The 17,317-nt window shown below is 34.8% G+C and carries 16 protein-coding genes and 1 other annotated feature; of the genes, 1 reads left to right on the forward strand and 15 read right to left on the reverse strand.

The features are described from left to right. Position 1: 1 nt before the first annotated feature. The 3 genes from CHB72_RS14665 to CHB72_RS14675 form a co-directional block, all read right to left on the reverse strand. Complete coding sequence (locus tag CHB72_RS14665) at positions 2-445, reverse strand: MarR family winged helix-turn-helix transcriptional regulator (RefSeq protein ID WP_089283633.1); 444 nt, start codon at positions 443-445, stop codon at positions 2-4. Between the two features lie 211 nt (positions 446-656). Then, positions 657-1,832, reverse strand: coding sequence for a M20 family metallopeptidase (locus CHB72_RS14670; protein WP_089283634.1), 1,176 nt, complete (start codon positions 1,830-1,832; stop codon positions 657-659). Positions 1,833-1,849: 17 nt separating this feature from the next. Further along, a complete protein-coding gene (locus CHB72_RS14675) occupies positions 1,850-3,298 on the reverse strand; it encodes a YfcC family protein (protein WP_089283635.1) in 1,449 nt (482 codons plus the stop codon). Between the two features lie 306 nt (positions 3,299-3,604). On the opposite strand from CHB72_RS14675, the gene CHB72_RS14680 reads away from it, so the two are divergent. After that, a complete protein-coding gene (locus tag CHB72_RS14680) occupies positions 3,605-4,507 on the forward strand; it encodes a LysR family transcriptional regulator (RefSeq protein WP_176431391.1) in 903 nt (300 codons plus the stop codon). A gap of 382 nt (positions 4,508-4,889) precedes the next feature. On the opposite strand, the gene CHB72_RS14685 is transcribed toward CHB72_RS14680, so the two are convergent. From CHB72_RS14685 to CHB72_RS27050, 12 genes are all read right to left on the reverse strand, one after another. Continuing rightward, complete coding sequence (locus tag CHB72_RS14685) at positions 4,890-6,236, reverse strand: hypothetical protein (protein ID WP_089283637.1); 1,347 nt, start codon at positions 6,234-6,236, stop codon at positions 4,890-4,892. Beyond that, the gene (locus CHB72_RS14690; protein WP_089283638.1) at positions 6,229-6,774 is read right to left on the reverse strand and encodes a sigma-70 family RNA polymerase sigma factor; all 546 of its coding nucleotides are present in this window, start codon (positions 6,772-6,774) and stop codon (positions 6,229-6,231) included. The genes CHB72_RS14685 and CHB72_RS14690 overlap by 8 nt, the downstream gene beginning before the upstream one ends. Before the next feature lie 778 nt (positions 6,775-7,552). Further along, positions 7,553-8,065, reverse strand: coding sequence for a peptidase dimerization domain-containing protein (locus tag CHB72_RS14695; RefSeq protein WP_089283639.1), 513 nt, complete (start codon positions 8,063-8,065; stop codon positions 7,553-7,555). A gap of 188 nt (positions 8,066-8,253) precedes the next feature. Beyond that, entirely contained in the window at positions 8,254-8,550 is a 297-nt protein-coding gene (gene ilvN / locus CHB72_RS14700) for an acetolactate synthase small subunit (protein ID WP_089283640.1), read from the reverse strand. Further along, positions 8,543-10,240, reverse strand: coding sequence for a biosynthetic-type acetolactate synthase large subunit (gene ilvB / locus CHB72_RS14705; protein ID WP_089283641.1), 1,698 nt, complete (start codon positions 10,238-10,240; stop codon positions 8,543-8,545). The genes ilvN and ilvB overlap by 8 nt, the downstream gene beginning before the upstream one ends. 60 nt (positions 10,241-10,300) lie before the next feature. Beyond that, positions 10,301-10,549, reverse strand: a binding site (T-box leader). Between the two features lie 256 nt (positions 10,550-10,805). Further along, positions 10,806-12,350, reverse strand: coding sequence for an AbgT family transporter (locus CHB72_RS14710; protein ID WP_089283642.1), 1,545 nt, complete (start codon positions 12,348-12,350; stop codon positions 10,806-10,808). A 71-nt stretch (positions 12,351-12,421) separates the two neighbouring features. Continuing rightward, a complete protein-coding gene (locus CHB72_RS14715; protein WP_089283643.1) occupies positions 12,422-13,609 on the reverse strand; it encodes a M20 metallopeptidase family protein in 1,188 nt (395 codons plus the stop codon). 424 nt (positions 13,610-14,033) lie between these two features. Beyond that, positions 14,034-14,576 carry a hypothetical protein gene (locus CHB72_RS14720; protein WP_141131433.1) on the reverse strand — a complete coding sequence of 181 codons (543 nt, stop codon included), beginning with the start codon at positions 14,574-14,576 and terminating at the stop codon, positions 14,034-14,036. 271 nt (positions 14,577-14,847) lie between these two features. Beyond that, positions 14,848-15,300 (reverse strand): hypothetical protein, encoded by a 453-nt coding sequence (locus CHB72_RS14725; RefSeq protein WP_089283645.1) that lies wholly within the window; start codon positions 15,298-15,300, stop codon positions 14,848-14,850. Further along, positions 15,300-16,157, reverse strand: coding sequence for an AraC family transcriptional regulator (locus tag CHB72_RS14730; RefSeq protein WP_089283646.1), 858 nt, complete (start codon positions 16,155-16,157; stop codon positions 15,300-15,302). Before CHB72_RS14730 ends, CHB72_RS14725 begins: the two co-directional genes overlap by 1 nt. Positions 16,158-16,299: 142 nt before the next feature. Further along, on the reverse strand, positions 16,300-17,058 hold the full coding sequence (locus tag CHB72_RS14735; RefSeq protein WP_089283647.1) for a transposase: 759 nt from the start codon (positions 17,056-17,058) through the stop codon (positions 16,300-16,302). A 38-nt stretch (positions 17,059-17,096) separates the two neighbouring features. Then, positions 17,097-17,317 (reverse strand): hypothetical protein (locus CHB72_RS27050; RefSeq protein ID WP_207652573.1); only part of this gene is annotated, 221 nt, incomplete at its 5' end.

Raw genomic sequence — 17,317 nt, forward strand, 5'->3', positions numbered from 1 at the left:
TTTAACAACATTTATTTTTTTTCACTGCCTCTAATAATAAATCAATACTTTCCATTACTTGCGTATGTTTTTCTTCTGCGATAGATTTAAGTATTTGCTGAAAATATGCGTTCATGCTCTCTTCAATGTTCTTAAATACAGCTATCCCTTCATTGGTTAGCTTAATCCTTACATATCGACGATCATCAGCATCTGTTTCTCTTTCTACCAACCCATCTTTTACTAAACTATTAATTGTTCTACTCATTGTGCTATTGTCTAAATTAAGTATTGTCGCCAATTGATTTAAGGATATTTCTTCTACCCTACCAATCTCAACAATGGCATGACACTGTGATAGTGTAACTTGACAACAGCTAGACTCATTTTTTTCTAGCATATTCATATTCCTTAATAAAACTCTAATAAATTCCCGTAGTTTTTCTTCTTTTGTCTCTTCATTCATGTTGATCCCTCCTAAAATTATCCTATCATATTTAATTGTATATTGCAATTATTGTTTTTTACATTTATTTAAAAAATTATTCATTTCAAAAGTCACTGTTGCCGGTAACTCTTGATATTTTACAAAACAGCAAAAAAAGACTATACAAAATTTGTACAGTCCCTTAAAATAAATTTATGCATACTGCCTTTTAAAGCGGTATTGTGAAATTTTAAAAAATATTCATTTTTTCTTTTGTGTATTCAAATTCATTCTGAATTTCTTTAACAATTTGGGGATTGTTAATAAGATCAGTCACTGTTCCAGCCAATATTTTTGTTCCAGTTATAACAGCATTATGTCCTCTTTCCGATTTGCCATCGTTAATAAAATCAATTGAATGTGAGGATGCATTTTCATCGACAAAAGCTATTCTGATACAGGAACCAGGTAAAACATAAGTAACATTGCCAAAGTCGGTTGAGCCTGTTTTTTCTCTTGCTGATCTTCTGACAGGAGCATTCACTAGTTCAGCATTCTTCATGAGCAGATCGTTCAATTTATATATTGGCACCTTACTTTCAAGTGTTTTCTCAGTTTCGATTTCATAGGTTGTCTCTGTCATTAAAGAGGCACCCTCCACAATTTTTTCAAATCGCCTAACGACTTCCTTTAGATAGACAGAATTGTAGGAGCGTAGAATAAAAGAGCCTACCGCTTTTGCCGGAACTACATTACAGGGTCCACCCGCTTCCATCACAGTGTAATGCATTCTCGTATCTTCAAGAACATGTTCTCTCAAGAACTCTACTCCTTGAAATGTAAGTAATAGTGCATCAAGAGCACTTCTTCCAGCTTCAGGTTTTAGAGCAGCATGTGCACTTTTCCCATGAAATGTAATCTTTATACTTGATGCCGCTAATGATTTAATATCTGTTTGGGTAGCAGGACCACCATGCATCATAAGTGCCACATCAATATCCCTCAGATATCCTTCTCTTAACATGATGATTTTGCCGCCGCCCCCTTCTTCACCTGGTGTACCATAGACCACTAATTTATAAGGTTGTTCTTTGATAATTTCTTTAATGGCAACCGCTGCCCCTACAATACTTGGTCCCTGCATATGGTGAGCACAACCATGTCCTAAGCCTTCAAGTGCATCGTATTCACATAAAAGTCCTACTGTAGGTCCCTCTTGGCCATTTTCATAAACACCTCTAAATGCTGTACTTAAAGAACCCAATCCTTTTTCTACGACAAATCCATTTTTTTCTAAATACTCAGTTAATATTTTTGATGCCTTAACTTCTTTAAATGCTAACTCTGGATTATCAAAAATGTAATCTGACATACTTATCAATTCAGATTTCATATGATCAATAGTTAAAAATAATTTATCCTTCATAAAAAACCTCCAATTCTTTACATTGGTCCTAAATTTATCATTTGTGCTATGAAAACTAAGATACATCCAGTTAATACCCATACTAAAAACATCTTCCACATGAATTTCATCCACCTATCATAAGGAATATTGGTAACCCCTAAAATCCCCATGAGAGCTGTGGAGGTTGGCATAATATAGTTACTAAAACCATCTCCAAAATTAAAGGCCAATATAGAGGTTTGTCTTGAAATACCCACTATATCTGATAAGGGGATAATAATAGGCATCGTTGCTGCAGCCTGTCCGCTTCCTGATGTAACAAATAGATTTATAAAATTATTAGCAATGTACATCGCCATGCCCTGTGCAAATTTAGGAATCGTACTCAACACACTGCCTAACCCGTAGACAATCGTATCTATGATTTTACCTGCTGTCAGCACTCCTGGTACAGCTCTTGCTAATCCAATAATCATAGCTGCTGCAACCATTTTTTTTGCACCCTCCACAAAACATGAAGCAATTTTACTGGGTCCATATCCGGCAGCTATTCCCGCAATAATCCCTAGCCATAAAAATGCTGCCGAACTTTCAATCAGGCCCCAATTCAATTTGACCCCACCATAAACGATTACTGCTAAAGTACCAATCAAAGAAAGCATGACCAGCCAATTTCTTGAATTCATATCTCCAAACGAGTCTAAGTCTCTATCTACTATGGATTGATCCATAATATCTAAGTCATACATAGGACTTAATTGTGGATTTTTTCTAACCGACTTAGCATAACGTATCAAGAATATATTCGTAATGATCATATACACAATAAAACTAAAAATACGAAATTCTATTCCTGAGTAAAGGGGCAAATCCGCCAGTTTTTGTGCAACTATCGTAGTACTGGGATTAAGGGTGCCGGTGGAAAACCCCACTGCGCCTCCCAATAATATAATGGCTACCCCCACGATTGAATCAAATCCCATGGCCCTAGCTATCATAACAGTTACTGGAGCAAAGCCAATAAATAAATTAACCCCTTGCGTAGTGCAGATCAAGCCAAATAGAAGTGTTAGTATTGGAATAAATATTGACTCTTTGGTTGAATATTTCTTTGCTACTTTACCTACTGCAGCCTGTAAGGCTCCACTACTAGTAATAACATTAAAGGCACCGCCAGAAAGTATAATTAGAAAAAACAAGTCAGCAGATTTGATGAAGCCTTCTATGATATACAACGGTATACCAAGTGGATTAACTTGTGAAGAATCAATATATTTAAAGGTTTCTGGATTTACTACCGTTATTCCTAAATCATTTTCAAACCTCTCAAATTCTCCAGTCGGCACTATCCAGGTAAGTGCTGTGGCAAATATTATGATAAAAAGAATAATAACAAATGAATGTGGTACCTTGAAGAGTTTTCTGTTTTCTTGATTTTCTGGTGCTTTCAGGTTTTTTTCACTTCTCACGTTAACTGTTGACATCATTTTATCCTCCCTTTTAATTATAATTTTTTTAATTTTCAAACAAAGTAATCTTTAGATAAGCCATTATAAGTATTTTAATATAAAAAAAGCACCAACAGAAATAGCAATATTTTATCACCTAGCCATAGATTTTTTTTATGGCTTACTTTTCCTTGCATTTTTTGCCTTATCTTCTGTAGCTATTATTAATATTGTCTTAATATGATTGGAAAGCTTGTTCAGTTCCTCCCTCTGTAGTATAATTATTAAAATAATTAAAATATTGTATTTTTTATTACATAAGAGGGTGATTATGTGGACTCAATGGACTGTACTATCCTTAAAACTATTGATGAAGAACGAAGTCTTACCAAAACAGCAGAACGTATTTATATTTCCCAACCTTCTCTTACTTATCGTTTAAACAAATTAGAAAAGGAATTTAGTGTAAAAATACTGAACCGTCATTCTAATGGAGTTTCCTTCACTACACAAGGTGAGCAGATATTGAAATATGCCCATGAAATGCTAGAAAAGCTAGAGCTATTAAAAAATACCCTTCAAAATATAAATGACCCCATATGTGGAACCCTGCGATTAGGGATTAGTACCGTATTTGCTCAATTCAAACTTGCACCAATTCTCAAGACATATCAACATCGCTTCCCAGATGTGAAAATTATTTTGAAAACAGGGTCAAGTACTTTACAGCTTCCTAATATGCTGCAAGAAAACCTCGTTGACGTAATCATTCGCAGAGGAGATATGGATTGGAAGGAAAAAAAGCATGTTATCTTGGAGGAGCCCTATGGTATTATATCTGCATTTCCTATCGAATTTAATCAACTACCCTCTATACCTTGGATTCAAGATGACACAACAATAATTACAAAGTTAGATAAAGAATTTTTCTATTGGTGGCAAAGACAATTTTCCTCTCCACCACCTTCTAATATTATACTAGTAAACTCAATAGAAGCCAGTATTCAAATGGTATCTCATGGTTTTGGGTGGACGATTGTACCTAAAATGCATGTTAAAAACCGGCGTTCTATTTTCTTTTATCCTTTGACTTGGCCTGATGGACAGCCTATGTTGCGAAAAACCTTTATGCTTTACCGAAATAAAGCTTTAGAACAACCAGCAGCAAAAACCTTTATAGATTATGTAATGAATGAGTGTTCATCTCGTATTAATTCACAAAATGAGATTTTTTTATCAAAATAAATTAATCTAAAAATCTCATTTAATCCTTAAAAGACTTAAGGAACAAAAAATATAGTATTTATCCGTTTTCATGTAAGTTATTCCAGGTCATGGGAAATGGGGAGGCACAGGCTTAATAGAATATACCCTCGATAAAATAGCAACTCATAAAAGGAATCCATAAATTAAACCATCTGTATAATAAAACACAGATGGTTTAATATTTTTCGTTATTTTATAAATTGTTAGTTCCCCACAGGAGATGTTAAAAACTAGTTATAGCCCCTACAAGGATTGGTGTATGCACCTAATTCGTTGCAGTGAATCATTATCTTTACTCCATAATATAGCTTTATATCTTTGCTGAAATGCATGGTCTCTTCTACTATATTTTTTATTCTCCTTACTTCATATCAATGATCCAGTTTCCATTCATCACAAAATCAGGATAGCTTATTTCAAGATTAGTAGTAACAAGACTTTCATCAAATTCTAAAGTCATTATGGCTTTGTCCCCATTAAATTCAGTAGACATTTTTTTCATGTCAGGGCTATGAAAATGAAATGAGCTTATATTAATATTTTCATTCACACCTGTATTTAACTGAAATTCTATCTCAGCAGATGTTGGTGATATTCTATTAATATTTTTAACAATAGCCTTTTGAATCCTGAAATTAATTTCTTTATTTAAATTCACTTCCCCTTCATTCGGAATATCCAATGAAAATGAGTCAATTGTTTCATGATAGGAGGCAGTGATTGCAGGTAATTTTAGTGTCAGGTCTTTATTGTTTGGTGCGTTTGTTTCAAATATCGTTACTGGATACCCTTTTGAGTTTTGCGGAATTTCAAGCTTATATTCATTACCCGTTTCATCAAATACGTAAAGATCCTCTGTTACTGATGAACTCCTTGAGCCTATCAAGCCATCTTCACCACGATTTTCCACTGTTAATGAAATGTTTGTTTCTTTTGGTTTACCAAAATTAGTTAATTTTAAATTTTTGTCTTCAAAGGATGTAATCAATTGGACATTTACCTTATCATTGCCTTCAATGATTTTAGCACCAATATTTACACCTTCCAAGCCCTTTGCAGCTACATTAGAAGCGTAGATTTTGCTATTAATATCTAAACTTTTGGCTTTTTCTAATGAAACTTCATAGGAATTTCCTGCAATGCTTAATGTAAAATCTTTAAAAGGCGTAATATTATAATTTTCTTCTGTTTGATTCATAAAGTCAAAGAAGTATTCATTGCCCTCCTGAGAGTAACCTCCAGGAAAATAGACTATATTAGGATTATTTTTTGGTATAACATTTATGCTTATGCCCCCTAATTCATCCAAACTTAAATCTGTAGTTATTTCCATTTCTAGGTTTCCTTCTGACACCATTACATTTTCTAGGATAATATTATCATCTAAAGAATACCTTTCTTTTAAATAATAGGCTTCTCCATCAACAATCGTTGAGTATATTGGTGTTTTATTAAAGAATGCCTTTACTACTTGCGAAATGTCATTAGCATATATAGTAGTTATACTAAAAAAACATAGGCAGGCTGCTACATATAAAAATCTTTTTTTGCCCTTAACCTTTTTATTATTATTATTTAGTTTTTTGTGAGCTTTTTTATTTATAGAATCCATATCTATCTCCACTCCTTCTAGTAGTTTATCAATTTCCTCTTCCACCAAGTCATCATCCAAACTATTTAACAATTGAATCAATTTATCCTCATTCATAATTTAATGCCTCCTTTATAATTTTTCTACCTCTCAAAAGTCTATTGTCTATAGCAGATCTAGATAAATTAAAGTTTTTTGCCAAATCACCTATTTTTTCATTTAAAAAATATCTTCTAAAAAATATTTCTTTATCTATTGGGTTAAAAGAATTGATTACTTTTATAACTTTTTCTTGATCTTGTCTTAGAAAAAATTGTTGCTCCAGATTATAGCTATCTTTTATTTCAAACTCCTCAATATCAACAACTCTTTTTGTTGTTTTTCTACGTCTATATGTAAGTGCTTTATACTTTGTTAAAACTAAAAGCCATGTTCTAAAATTCCCCTTTTCTTGATCAAATTCATTAATTTTTATCCATGCGTCTAAAAATACATCCGACACACATTCTTCAATATCTTGTTTATTAAGTGATGGCGATAAAATATTATAAGCTAGGCAATAAATTGTTTTTGTATATTTGCTTATCATATAGTTGTAAACAAATACATCTTTAGTTTTTATTCCTTCCACAAGTGCACTTTGTGAATACTGCAAAATCTTCACCTCCTATTTGTTTTTTTTATGTCTGGCCTTTCATATATTACTACGCACAAAATGTTATTTTTCTCTTAAAATTTCTACATAGCCTACTAAAATAACAATTAATAGCAATATCTTTTTTAGTTAAATACATTTCACTGAAAGCACCTCTGCTATATATTTTTTGCAATGATGCTACTAAAATGATGGCTCAATTACATGTGTATATGTCATGTCTTACAAAAATAGTAAATGCTTTTCTAGGCTGTGACATTATTCCTATATTTGTTAATTCCCCAAAGTCATATCATTGTACTTTTCATCATTCTTTCACAATTATTTAATATAGCCAAAAGAACAAGTTCCTATTTCACTAATACCTTTCATGCCGAATTGATAGCAAAACAGGTCTTTAAAACCAGTATATATCAATTACCCCCTACAAAAAAGCGATTAATAGCCGTCAATGTGACGAGTTATTAATCGCTTACCAAAAGAATTTCGAAACTACTGCTTCACGCTATCTGAAGATATTAATTAATCTAGTTTTTTTACTACTGTTTATGAAAACATGTTTACATTTAAAAAACCGCAGTCATTTTTTATGAACTGCCAGACAGACAGTGGAAATAATTAAAATGTGCAGCGTCAATCCATTGTGATTAGCGCTATATTTATGCAACTGATCTTAACAGAAAATCACGATACTCTAATGTTGTCATGCAATTTATATGTGAAATCCACTATATTAGTGGGACAAATCACCTGTCCCTTAGTCTCCTGCTTTTTTTACTTATAATTCTTTATTTTCCAGTTCTAATATACTACTTACAATAAGGATTATTCTTTCTAAAGCAGAGTCGATTATAGCATATTCTCTATTGGTATGATTCCACTCACCCTTTACACCCTTTACACCCATGCCACAAAGGCAAGGCACACCAGCTTTTGATATATATGCAGCATCAGAAGCACCACCTAATAAAAATCCCTCAGGTTCTCCCAATTCATTTTTAATAGAAATCGATTTAACAAATTCATAAAATTTTTTATTGTATTCATTACTAAAGGCAGAAAAAATATTGTCTATAATCAGCTCAGACTTTGCCTCTTCAATAGTATTTGAGCTTACTATTTTGACTAAATCTTCTTTTATATCCTCTACAACATCATCACTAACAAATCGAATATCTACTTTAATTTCTGCATAATCTGGTACTGCATTAATCATGGTTCCTCCATTTACAATACCTACGTTAAAGAAAGTATAGATAGGAGAAAAGCTCCCACAAAATTCTTTGGTCAATTCCTAGTTATTTACATATCGTCACTGGGCTGGTTTAATATTGCTTATTTTACGGTAGATATGCTAAAGAATTTCCAATTTATTTGTTTTTTCTGCTTGCCATACTATCACAGGACTCTTGAACAAATCCAATGTCTATCCGTATTCATGAAAAGACTCCTGTTAAATAGACCATATAGTAGCTATAGCTATTGTTTTCCTTGCATCAGCTCATGAACATTGTCGAAAATATTATAGTCACAGTTTTCACATATGGATACTTCTAGTACATCATAGAGCTTTTTTAATTGTTTAACAATCTGGTCAATTCGATTATCGTTATTAATCAACAGGTACATTTTACTCGTCTTTGTATTTTTTAATCTACCACATAAAATTCCTTCAAGATTAAAGGCTCTTCGTGTAAAAAGTCCTGTAATGTTGGACATCACTCCTGCATGATTGTTTACTGTTAATTGTATAATAACATCCTTTGCTTTATCCATGTTTTTTTCCTCCTATCATCTGATGATTCCCTGCACCAGGTGGTACTGTAGGCATAACGTTTTCTCTAAAATCAATAGGTATGTTTATGACACAGGGTTCCGACGTCGACAATATCTTTTCCAACATAGCTTCTAGATTTCCCTGATTTTTTAGATCATAACCCTTTATACCAAAACATTTTGCCATGGAAGCAAAATCAGGGTTGGTGATAAATCTAGTAGCAATATAGGTTTGTTGAAAAAATAGTTCCTGCAGCTGTCTTACCATGCCCAATACTCCATTGTTCAATATAATCACAGTAACATTCAACTTTAGATCGGCCAAGGTTGCCAATTCTTGAATATTCATTAGGATAGAACCGTCTCCACTAATACAGATAACCTTTTTCTCGGGATTTGCCAGAGCAGCCCCTATGGCAGCAGGCAATCCGAAGCCCATTGTCCCCAAGCCCCCAGATGTTAGCAGGGTACGGGGCTGCTGAAAGGGATAGGACTGTGCAACCCACATTTGATGCTGCCCAACATCCGTTGTTATTATGGTATCAGGATCTACCAAAGCACCTATTTTTCGAATGAGATTTAGGGGATGCCAGCAATCATTATTTTGACTTATTGGAAATGGGTTGGCTTTTTTTATTGCTTCAATTTCCGCCATCCATTCTTCACGAGGATTTTTGTCAATCAATAGAATTAATTCATCCAATACCATCCGAATATCTGCCGCCACTGAAAAATTAGTAGACTTATTTTTATCTAGTTCAGCAGGATCAATATCTACATGTATGATGGAGGCTTTAGGACAAAATTCGGCAATCTTTCCTGTGGCTCTGTCGTCAAAACGAACACCAAAGGCAATCAATAGATCTGTTTCGTTTAATACTAGGTTGGTATAGGGTGCTCCATGCATACCCAACATGCCCAAAAAAAGGCTGTCATTTGAAGGAAAACATCCTAGTCCCATTAAAGTAGAAGCCACTGGAATCGTATTTTTCTTAGCAAAATCATAGAGTAGTTTATGGGAATTTGACTGTAGTATTCCTCCTCCAATATATAGTAAAGGTTTTCTGGATTCATTAATCATTTGGGCAATCTTATCTACATCTTCCAAGCTTGCTGTGGGTATATTTTTTTCAACATCAACAATGGTAGCAGCCACATCTTCCAACGACCAATTTGCAATTTCTATCTCCTCCAATTGAACATCTTTAGGAATGTCAATAATCACAGGTCCAGGTCTTCCTTCTTCTGCTACTCTAAAGGCTTCAGGAAGGATATGAACTAACTCCTTTGCTGAAGATACAAAAAAATGGTGTTTTGTTATAGGTATTGCTAATCCACAGGTGTCTACCTCTTGAAAAGCATCGGTACCTACTAAGGAAGAAGGTATTTGGCCTGTAATTGCAACAACAGGAACGGAATCCAGTTTTGCATCAGCAATAGCTGTAAGTAAATTTGTTACCCCTGGCCCGGAAGTAGCAAAACAAACGGCAGCTTTCCCAGTAGTTCTAGCTATGCCCTGGGCAATAAACCCGGCAGCCTGCTCATGTCTTACAAGAATATGCTGTATTTTGTTGCTTTTAGCAAGGACACTGTACATAGGAAGATTAGCCCCTCCAGGTATCCCAGCAATTTTGTCAACCCCTTGTTCTTCCAATAGTTTTATAATAATCTCTGCTCCACTATACCTCATTATTTTTTCCTCCTTACATGAATTTTCCCTCTAACAAAAATAAAAAAACCTTCATCCTATAAAAAGGACGAAGGTTGATCTCCGCGGTACCACCCAATTTTGTACAAAAAAGTACACAGCTTGATATAGTACAGGATTACTCCGATACTACTTCCCCTGTAACGGTGGGACTCCGTTGAAGTCTACTCTTTTACAATTTCGGTCCACGGCTCAAAGGCTAGCTTCCATATATTCTTCAGGGAAAATTTCCACCACCATTTCCTCTCTTTACTTCGGAATATATGTACTCCTCCTCATCAATGCCTTTAACGAATAATTAAATTATTTAACTAGTATTTTATTATCTGCAAAGGTTTTTGTCAATAGCTATTTTTGAAATTTTCTTTATTTTTGACATTATTTGTGATATAGATTGTTCATATCTTCTAACTATCATTAAATTATCGTCTCCTAAAGCCCCCCAAGGTATTTGAATTCCTAACAAATGAAATCTACAAGACAAATGGAAAGCAGTGGCAAAAGTTAAGCCACTGCTTTCGAAGTTCTAAATTATTCTTTTAATATTTTACATCGTGTAATATATACCAGTATCAGGACCTAGTGGAATGTTGAACAGCATAAAAATAACAAGCAGTATGGTCCATATAAGTGCAAATACAATAGAGTAAGGTAACATATTGGCAATCATTGTTCCTATGCCAGCTTTCTTATCGTATTTACGAGCAAAAGCCAATAGAATTGGGAAATAAGGGAATAACGGGCTCAAAGGATTTGTCAATGAATCTCCAATTCTGTAAGCCATCTGTGTTAAAGCTGGATTGTAGCCTAACAACAAGAACATTGGAACAAATATAGGGGCCATGATTGCCCATTTTGCTGAGGCACTTCCAACAAATATATTAATAAAGGATGAAAGAATAATAAATCCAATAATTAATCCTATACCTGTAAAACCAGCATTTTGTAAAAATTCTGCTCCTTTTACGGACATTATAATACCGATATTACTCCAGTTAAAGTATGCTAGAAATTGAGATGCTACAAAGGCAAGAATAATATATGGACCCATATCCCTCATGGAATCTCCCATCATTGTAACAGCTTCCTTATCATTCTTAATACTTCCAGTTAACTTACCATACACTAAGCCTGGAACTAGAAATATTAGAGTGACAATAGGTACCAGCCCCCTCATTAGCGGTGAACTAGCAGCCAAGATAGAACCAGTTTCAGGGTCCTTCATAAAGGCATTTTCTCCAATACTTAAGGATATAAGAGCAATGATAAGAAAAACTATAGATACTCCAGCCCATTTTAATGCCTTTCTTTCTTGCGAATTTATTTTTGTCTCAGTATCTTCTTCAAGGACGCCATCGTACTTTCCAAAACGAGGTGCGATAATTCTCTCTGTAACAAATACAGCTGCTACAACTAAAAAGAGAGTAGAAACCATAATGAAGTACCAGTTCATAGCTGGAGTACCTTGATAATTAGGATCAATCACCTGAGCAGCTGGTATAGTAAAACTAGCAGCTAAAATATCCGCCATATTAATCATCAGATTAGCAGCAAAACCACCAGCAACCCCTGCATAAGCAGCAAATATACCTACAACTGGATGACGACCGATACTTAAAAATATAACAGCTGCTAAAGGAGGTAGAACGATAAATCCTGCATCTCCAGCGGCATTTGCCATTATACCGACAAAGACAATTGTAGCTGTAACCAGATTAGCTGGAACCTTACTGATGGAATTTTTCATAGCAGTTTGCATTAATCCTGATTTCTCAGCAACACCAGCTCCAATCATAACTACCAATACTAGCCCAAGAGGTGGGAAGGACTGAAAATTTGAAACAAATCCAGTCAATATTCGGATCATGCCATCTCGACTCATTAAGTTTACGACAGTAACAGTTTCACCAGAGGCAGGATGAATAATAGATACCCCAGAAGAAGAAGCTATCCAAGAGATTAAAATAATTGCGGTACAAAAAATTACAAATAGTGTTACGGGGTCAGGAAGCTTATTTCCTGCAACCTCTATTGCTGTTAATACTTTCTCAAACCAGCTTTTTTTACTTTGTTCTTTGATAGAACTAGTCATGAAATCACTCCTTAATTTTATTTATGTATGATGCAGATTGTCTCCGTGTCAGTAACAACTGCATAAAATAACTAGTTATTATTACATAAAAAGTCAATTGCAACCTGTGCCATAGATTGAGCTACAGTCAACAGGTTTTTATCATCCCATTGAAATTCAGGGTGATGGTGGCATACAGGATTTTTAGGATCCTTTGATATTCCAACAAAGAAGAAGGAAGCGGGCACTTTTTGGCAAAAGTAAGCAAAATCCTCTCCTCCCATATTAGGTTCAGGTGCCTCCGATACCTTTTCAACGCCAACGATTTTTTCAACAGCTTTACCGACTAAATCTGTCATTTCATAATCGTTAATAAGGGGTGGAAAACGCTCGATATATTCAAATGTATAACTAGCTCCTTGAGGTTTTGTTACACCATCCAATATCTCTTCCATGGTTTTAGGAATCCAATGCCTTAAATCCTGATTAAAGACACGAATGGTTCCTACTACCTCTACTTCATTAGGTAAAATATTATGGCTTTCCCCTCCATGGATGGAACAGAAGGAAATCACTGCTGGAGTAAGGGGATTGATACGACGACTTATGATCGTCTGCATATTGTTAATGGCTTGAACAGCAATACTGATAGAATCAACAGCTAGATGTGGCATAGCACCATGCCCACCTTTGCCAATTACTTTAAAAACAAATTTATCTGGCGCTGCCATGGCAGCGCCGTGCTTCACATGGATATGTCCTTCTAAAGCACCTCCCCATAAATGACAGCCAAAGGCAGCATCAACCTTTGGGTTTTCTAAAACCCCTTCCTCGATCATAGGTTTTGCTCCACCGTCATCTTCTTCCGCAGGTTGAAACACCAGTTTGATGGTTCCTCTTAATTCATCCTTCAATTCATTCAAAATCATAGCTGCCCCTAGAAGTCCAGCAGTATGTCCATCATGTCCACAAGCATGCATTCGACCTGGAACCTGAGATTTATAAGAGACATTAGCTTCTTCTTGTAGAGTTAGAGCGTCCATATCGGCTCTAAGTAAAACCGTTTTTCCTGGATGCTTTCCTTTGATTAATCCTACTACACCAGTTTTAGCTACATTTGCAGTAAATTCAATCCCTAGTTTCTCTAATACTTTTACAATAGTCTGAGAGGTCCTTTTTTCTTGAAAGCCTATTTCCGGATACATGTGAAATTGGTGTCTCAACTCAACCATATCACCGTAATATTTTTTAGAAAGTGCTATAATTTTTTCTGTATGCATTGCTATCACCCTCCTATGCAATTTTTAAATATTAAACCTAATAAATAATTGTTCACAGCACATGTAAATATGTTTTTCTACCGTGAACTTTTTGACGTTTTGATTATAATACACTATTTTAATAAAATGAGCAAGCATCAGAGGAAAATATAGAAAATTAAGATTTTTGGAAACGTTTCTATGCGGGAGCCGAGAACCGGTTTATCGTCTCATTTTATTTTGTAGTATGCTTCATTAATATAAAAAGTCGCATAACAAAACAAAAAAACTTCAACCACGAGGGTTCAAGTCCTTTTACTCCTTTTCTTTGTTCGTTCTTCTTCACATTGCTCCCAGAATGCCGGAACAGCTTCATAGGCATACTGCGCCCTCGTCACGGGCAGCTTCTCAAATACAGTTCACCTTCCTCAACTTACAGATAAAATTATACATTAACTTTTTCAATAGGACCTGTTTTTTTCCTGGAATTCGCCACAAACTGGAACCAAATGCCTGCAGCGAATAAAGCTATCCCGATTATAACAAGTGGAATTTTATCATCGATTACACTTTTTTTCAGTTCTTTGAGGCCTTGCTCGGGTGTCATCTCTTCTGTTCTTCCTACATAATACTCGTTGCCAAAAGTAAATACCGTTCTCTTTGTTTGCTTGCCTGCCAATTGGGATTGAATGATTGCAGTTCCTTCCGGCAATGCCTCATTTAATTCATATTGCCCATTCACAGATTCATAATGAATGCTGTATTTTGTTTTTTTACTGGTTGACGAACCAGCTCGTGTTTTGATTGTATATTTGCCTGCTGATTGTGCCTGAAATAAAAAATCTCCGGCCACAGTCATTTCTTTTGGGAAATTGCTTACTTGTTCTATTAATCCCGTAATATTGGCCACTGACATCCGGAATCCAATAATTAATAATACAATCCCTATAATCCGATAATGTTTTGACGTTACTGCATATGTTGCCATAGTTCCCATCCTTTCCTTCCTGATTTTTAGTTTTACGAACCATCTTTTATTAAGAAATTCATAAATATTACATATATTACTATATTTATCAAACAACTTCAATGATTACAATTACCTATTTTTTCAAAAAAGTAGGGCGTATATACTATAACAACCACAAACAACCATGCAACCATGGGGACGGTTCCTACATGCAACCATGGGGACGGTTCCTACACAACCATGGGGACGGTTCCTATGGTCGTCTGCTAGAGCATGCTAAAACTTCGATTTAAAACTTTGACTTGTCGTAATTGTACGGAATACTTGTGCCAACAACTACATCCTCAATTTTCTCAATGATAAGCCAATCATCCATGTTAGCCTGATGATCAAAATCAAGTGGTTCAATTTCTTCTACATCCTCAAATTCAACCAGGCACATACATTTCTTATGCCACCGTTCCTGTTGATTTTTAGACAAATTCAGTTTTTTCTGGTTGTCAGCAAGTGTTTGTACTATCTCCTCTTCAGACAATTTAATAACATTCCGAACTGATTTTACTGTAGCTGTTGCTGAAATTTTTCCTGTACCTTTTTTCATAAAGTATAATGTCTCATTATCGAATACCCTGCTATGAGGGATCTTTCTTCCTGAAGCAGCTCTAATTATCATTGTCTTGGAACCATTTAATATTTTTTCTAATACCTTTTCTTTATCATCACAATATACAAGATGTACCATTAGTATTTCACCTTCTTTTCAACCGGAATCCATACCTCATACTTAGCATTTTGAGGATCAGCAGACAAATATACCTCAATATCAGGAGCATTTGCATATTCATATCCTGAAGTCGGTAGCCAATCTGTTATAATTCTTTTTTCTAATTCCTGTATGGACTGATTGGTTCCTTGGCCTGAAAACACAGCCCATGTTGATGCCGGTATCATATATTCTTCAAGGGTATCATCAATTGACTTATTACTGGTGACTGCAATATAGTATCTCCAATTATTTGCTTCATTGCATGAACATACTCCTAGCAAGCCCATCGGCATGCCTTCCATCATGGCGACAAGTTTAGGTATTAATCCGCTCATTGCTGCATTTTCCCACATCTTTGGTACAATTTCAAAGTTCTTCTCAATCTCGGGCTGCAATGGTTCGGAAATACCAATAATTCGAAAAGCTTCTTTCTTTTCAATTCTGTAATTCATTTCAACATCTCCTTTTATGGTTATCTTGAAGCTGATAGACGGAAATGCCTTTAGAACAATGCCATTTTCTTTTGCCTGAGACGGTGCTATTCCATGAACGTTTTTGAAAGCCCTGTTAAAAGCGGTCGGTGAATTATATCCGTACTTAACTGCAATATCAATTACTTTTTTATCACCACTCTGTAAATCTACTGCTGCTAATGACATTCGTCTGCGGCGTATATATTCGGACAGCGGTATATCTGCCATATATGAAAACATCCTTTGAAAATGATATGTCGAACAACATGCAATCTTTGCAACTTCTTCATAATCGATATTTTCACTCATATGCTCTTCAATGTAATTTACAGCACTGTTTAATCGTTCAATCCATTCCATTCCTTCAACTCCTAATAATAAAATATACTATATCTGATTTGGTCACCTCTCTTTTCTTGCCCGATAAAGAGAGATTATAGAACCACAAAGAACCATAGGGACGGTTCTTCTGGTTGTTGTTCACTATAAACCATACACATTATTAAGCTTTTAATACTATACTCCTACCTACACCCGTTAATCTGGCAATTTGCCTCGTTGATAGTCCATTTTCTTTAAGCAAACTTAAACATTTGTTCTTTTGCTCTTTTTCTATTCTTTGAACATCCATACAGTGAGATACGATACATACTCTTTTTATCATTTCTATAGCTTCACTATCTGAAATTTTTTTCTTTTCATTAATATCTATACACCTTTCATTTTTGCTTTCTTCATGAAAAAGCTTAAAACTTTCTATTGCTTTTTTTCTCTCTTCTCCAAATAATTCCAATATGAAATCCGTATCAATTATCTCATCATTCTTAATATATTCACAGTAACTGCTCCATTTGTAATCCACAATATTTTTTACTAATTCTGCCTTTAATGGATTCTGATGTATGTATCTCAATACTGCTAATAAATATCTATCATCTTCAACTGTTTCACTTTTATATCTGTCCTGAAACAGATGCCCACATCGGTTATATTTATCATTGTACCAATAAACATAGCTAGCACCTATTCGCCTCATGATTATTCCTAACTCCTCTTTTTCCTCCTTCAATAGCAAATGAATGTGATTTCCCATTAAGCAATAGGCATATAATTTGTAGCCACTTTTATCTTGATAATTTTTTAGAGTTTCTAGATATTTTATTGCATCTTCCTCTTCCTCAAATATTGTTTGTCTATTAATTCCTCGTAATAAAATATGATATATTCCACTTGCACTTTTCTTTCTTCCTGTTCTTGGCATATTTTAGCACCCCTATATATCATATTACTTATATCATATTACTTTTTTGAATTTAGAACAACCGCAAGAACCGTCCCCGTGATCTTCGCATCCGTGATCTTCCCCGTGATCTTCGCATCAATAGCATGTACAGCTTCATTCATATTGTGTGAAAAAATAGAAAAAGGGGATATCGGGAAATTGAAAATTTCAGTTGAAATCCTCAAAAAATAATCAAGCCTATCGAATTTAGAGTTTATAATAACTCTAGACCTCGATA

This window comes from Anaerovirgula multivorans, from assembly GCF_900188145.1.
Classification (GTDB): Bacteria; Bacillota; Clostridia; order Peptostreptococcales; family Natronincolaceae; genus Anaerovirgula; species Anaerovirgula multivorans.

Bases quoted from the DNA above. Each gene is read 5' to 3' on its own strand.
- CHB72_RS14665 (WP_089283633.1), bottom strand. From the start codon at position 445: ATGAATGAAGAGACAAAAGAAGAAAAACTACGGGAATTTATTAGAGTT.
- CHB72_RS14670 (WP_089283634.1), bottom strand. From the start codon at position 1,832: ATGAAGGATAAATTATTTTTAACTATTGATCATATGAAATCTGAATTG.
- CHB72_RS14675 (WP_089283635.1), bottom strand. From the start codon at position 3,298: ATGTCAACAGTTAACGTGAGAAGTGAAAAAAACCTGAAAGCACCAGAA.
- CHB72_RS14680 (WP_176431391.1), top strand. From the start codon at position 3,605: ATGGACTGTACTATCCTTAAAACTATTGATGAAGAACGAAGTCTTACC.
- CHB72_RS14685 (WP_089283637.1), bottom strand. From the start codon at position 6,236: ATGAATGAGGATAAATTGATTCAATTGTTAAATAGTTTGGATGATGAC.
- ilvN (WP_089283640.1), bottom strand. From the start codon at position 8,550: ATGGATAAAGCAAAGGATGTTATTATACAATTAACAGTAAACAATCAT.
- ilvB (WP_089283641.1), bottom strand. From the start codon at position 10,240: ATGAGGTATAGTGGAGCAGAGATTATTATAAAACTATTGGAAGAACAA.
- CHB72_RS14710 (WP_089283642.1), bottom strand. From the start codon at position 12,350: ATGACTAGTTCTATCAAAGAACAAAGTAAAAAAAGCTGGTTTGAGAAA.
- CHB72_RS14715 (WP_089283643.1), bottom strand. From the start codon at position 13,609: ATGCATACAGAAAAAATTATAGCACTTTCTAAAAAATATTACGGTGAT.
- CHB72_RS14720 (WP_141131433.1), bottom strand. From the start codon at position 14,576: ATGGCAACATATGCAGTAACGTCAAAACATTATCGGATTATAGGGATT.
- CHB72_RS14725 (WP_089283645.1), bottom strand. From the start codon at position 15,300: ATGGTACATCTTGTATATTGTGATGATAAAGAAAAGGTATTAGAAAAA.
- CHB72_RS14730 (WP_089283646.1), bottom strand. From the start codon at position 16,157: ATGGAATGGATTGAACGATTAAACAGTGCTGTAAATTACATTGAAGAG.
- CHB72_RS14735 (WP_089283647.1), bottom strand. From the start codon at position 17,058: ATGCCAAGAACAGGAAGAAAGAAAAGTGCAAGTGGAATATATCATATT.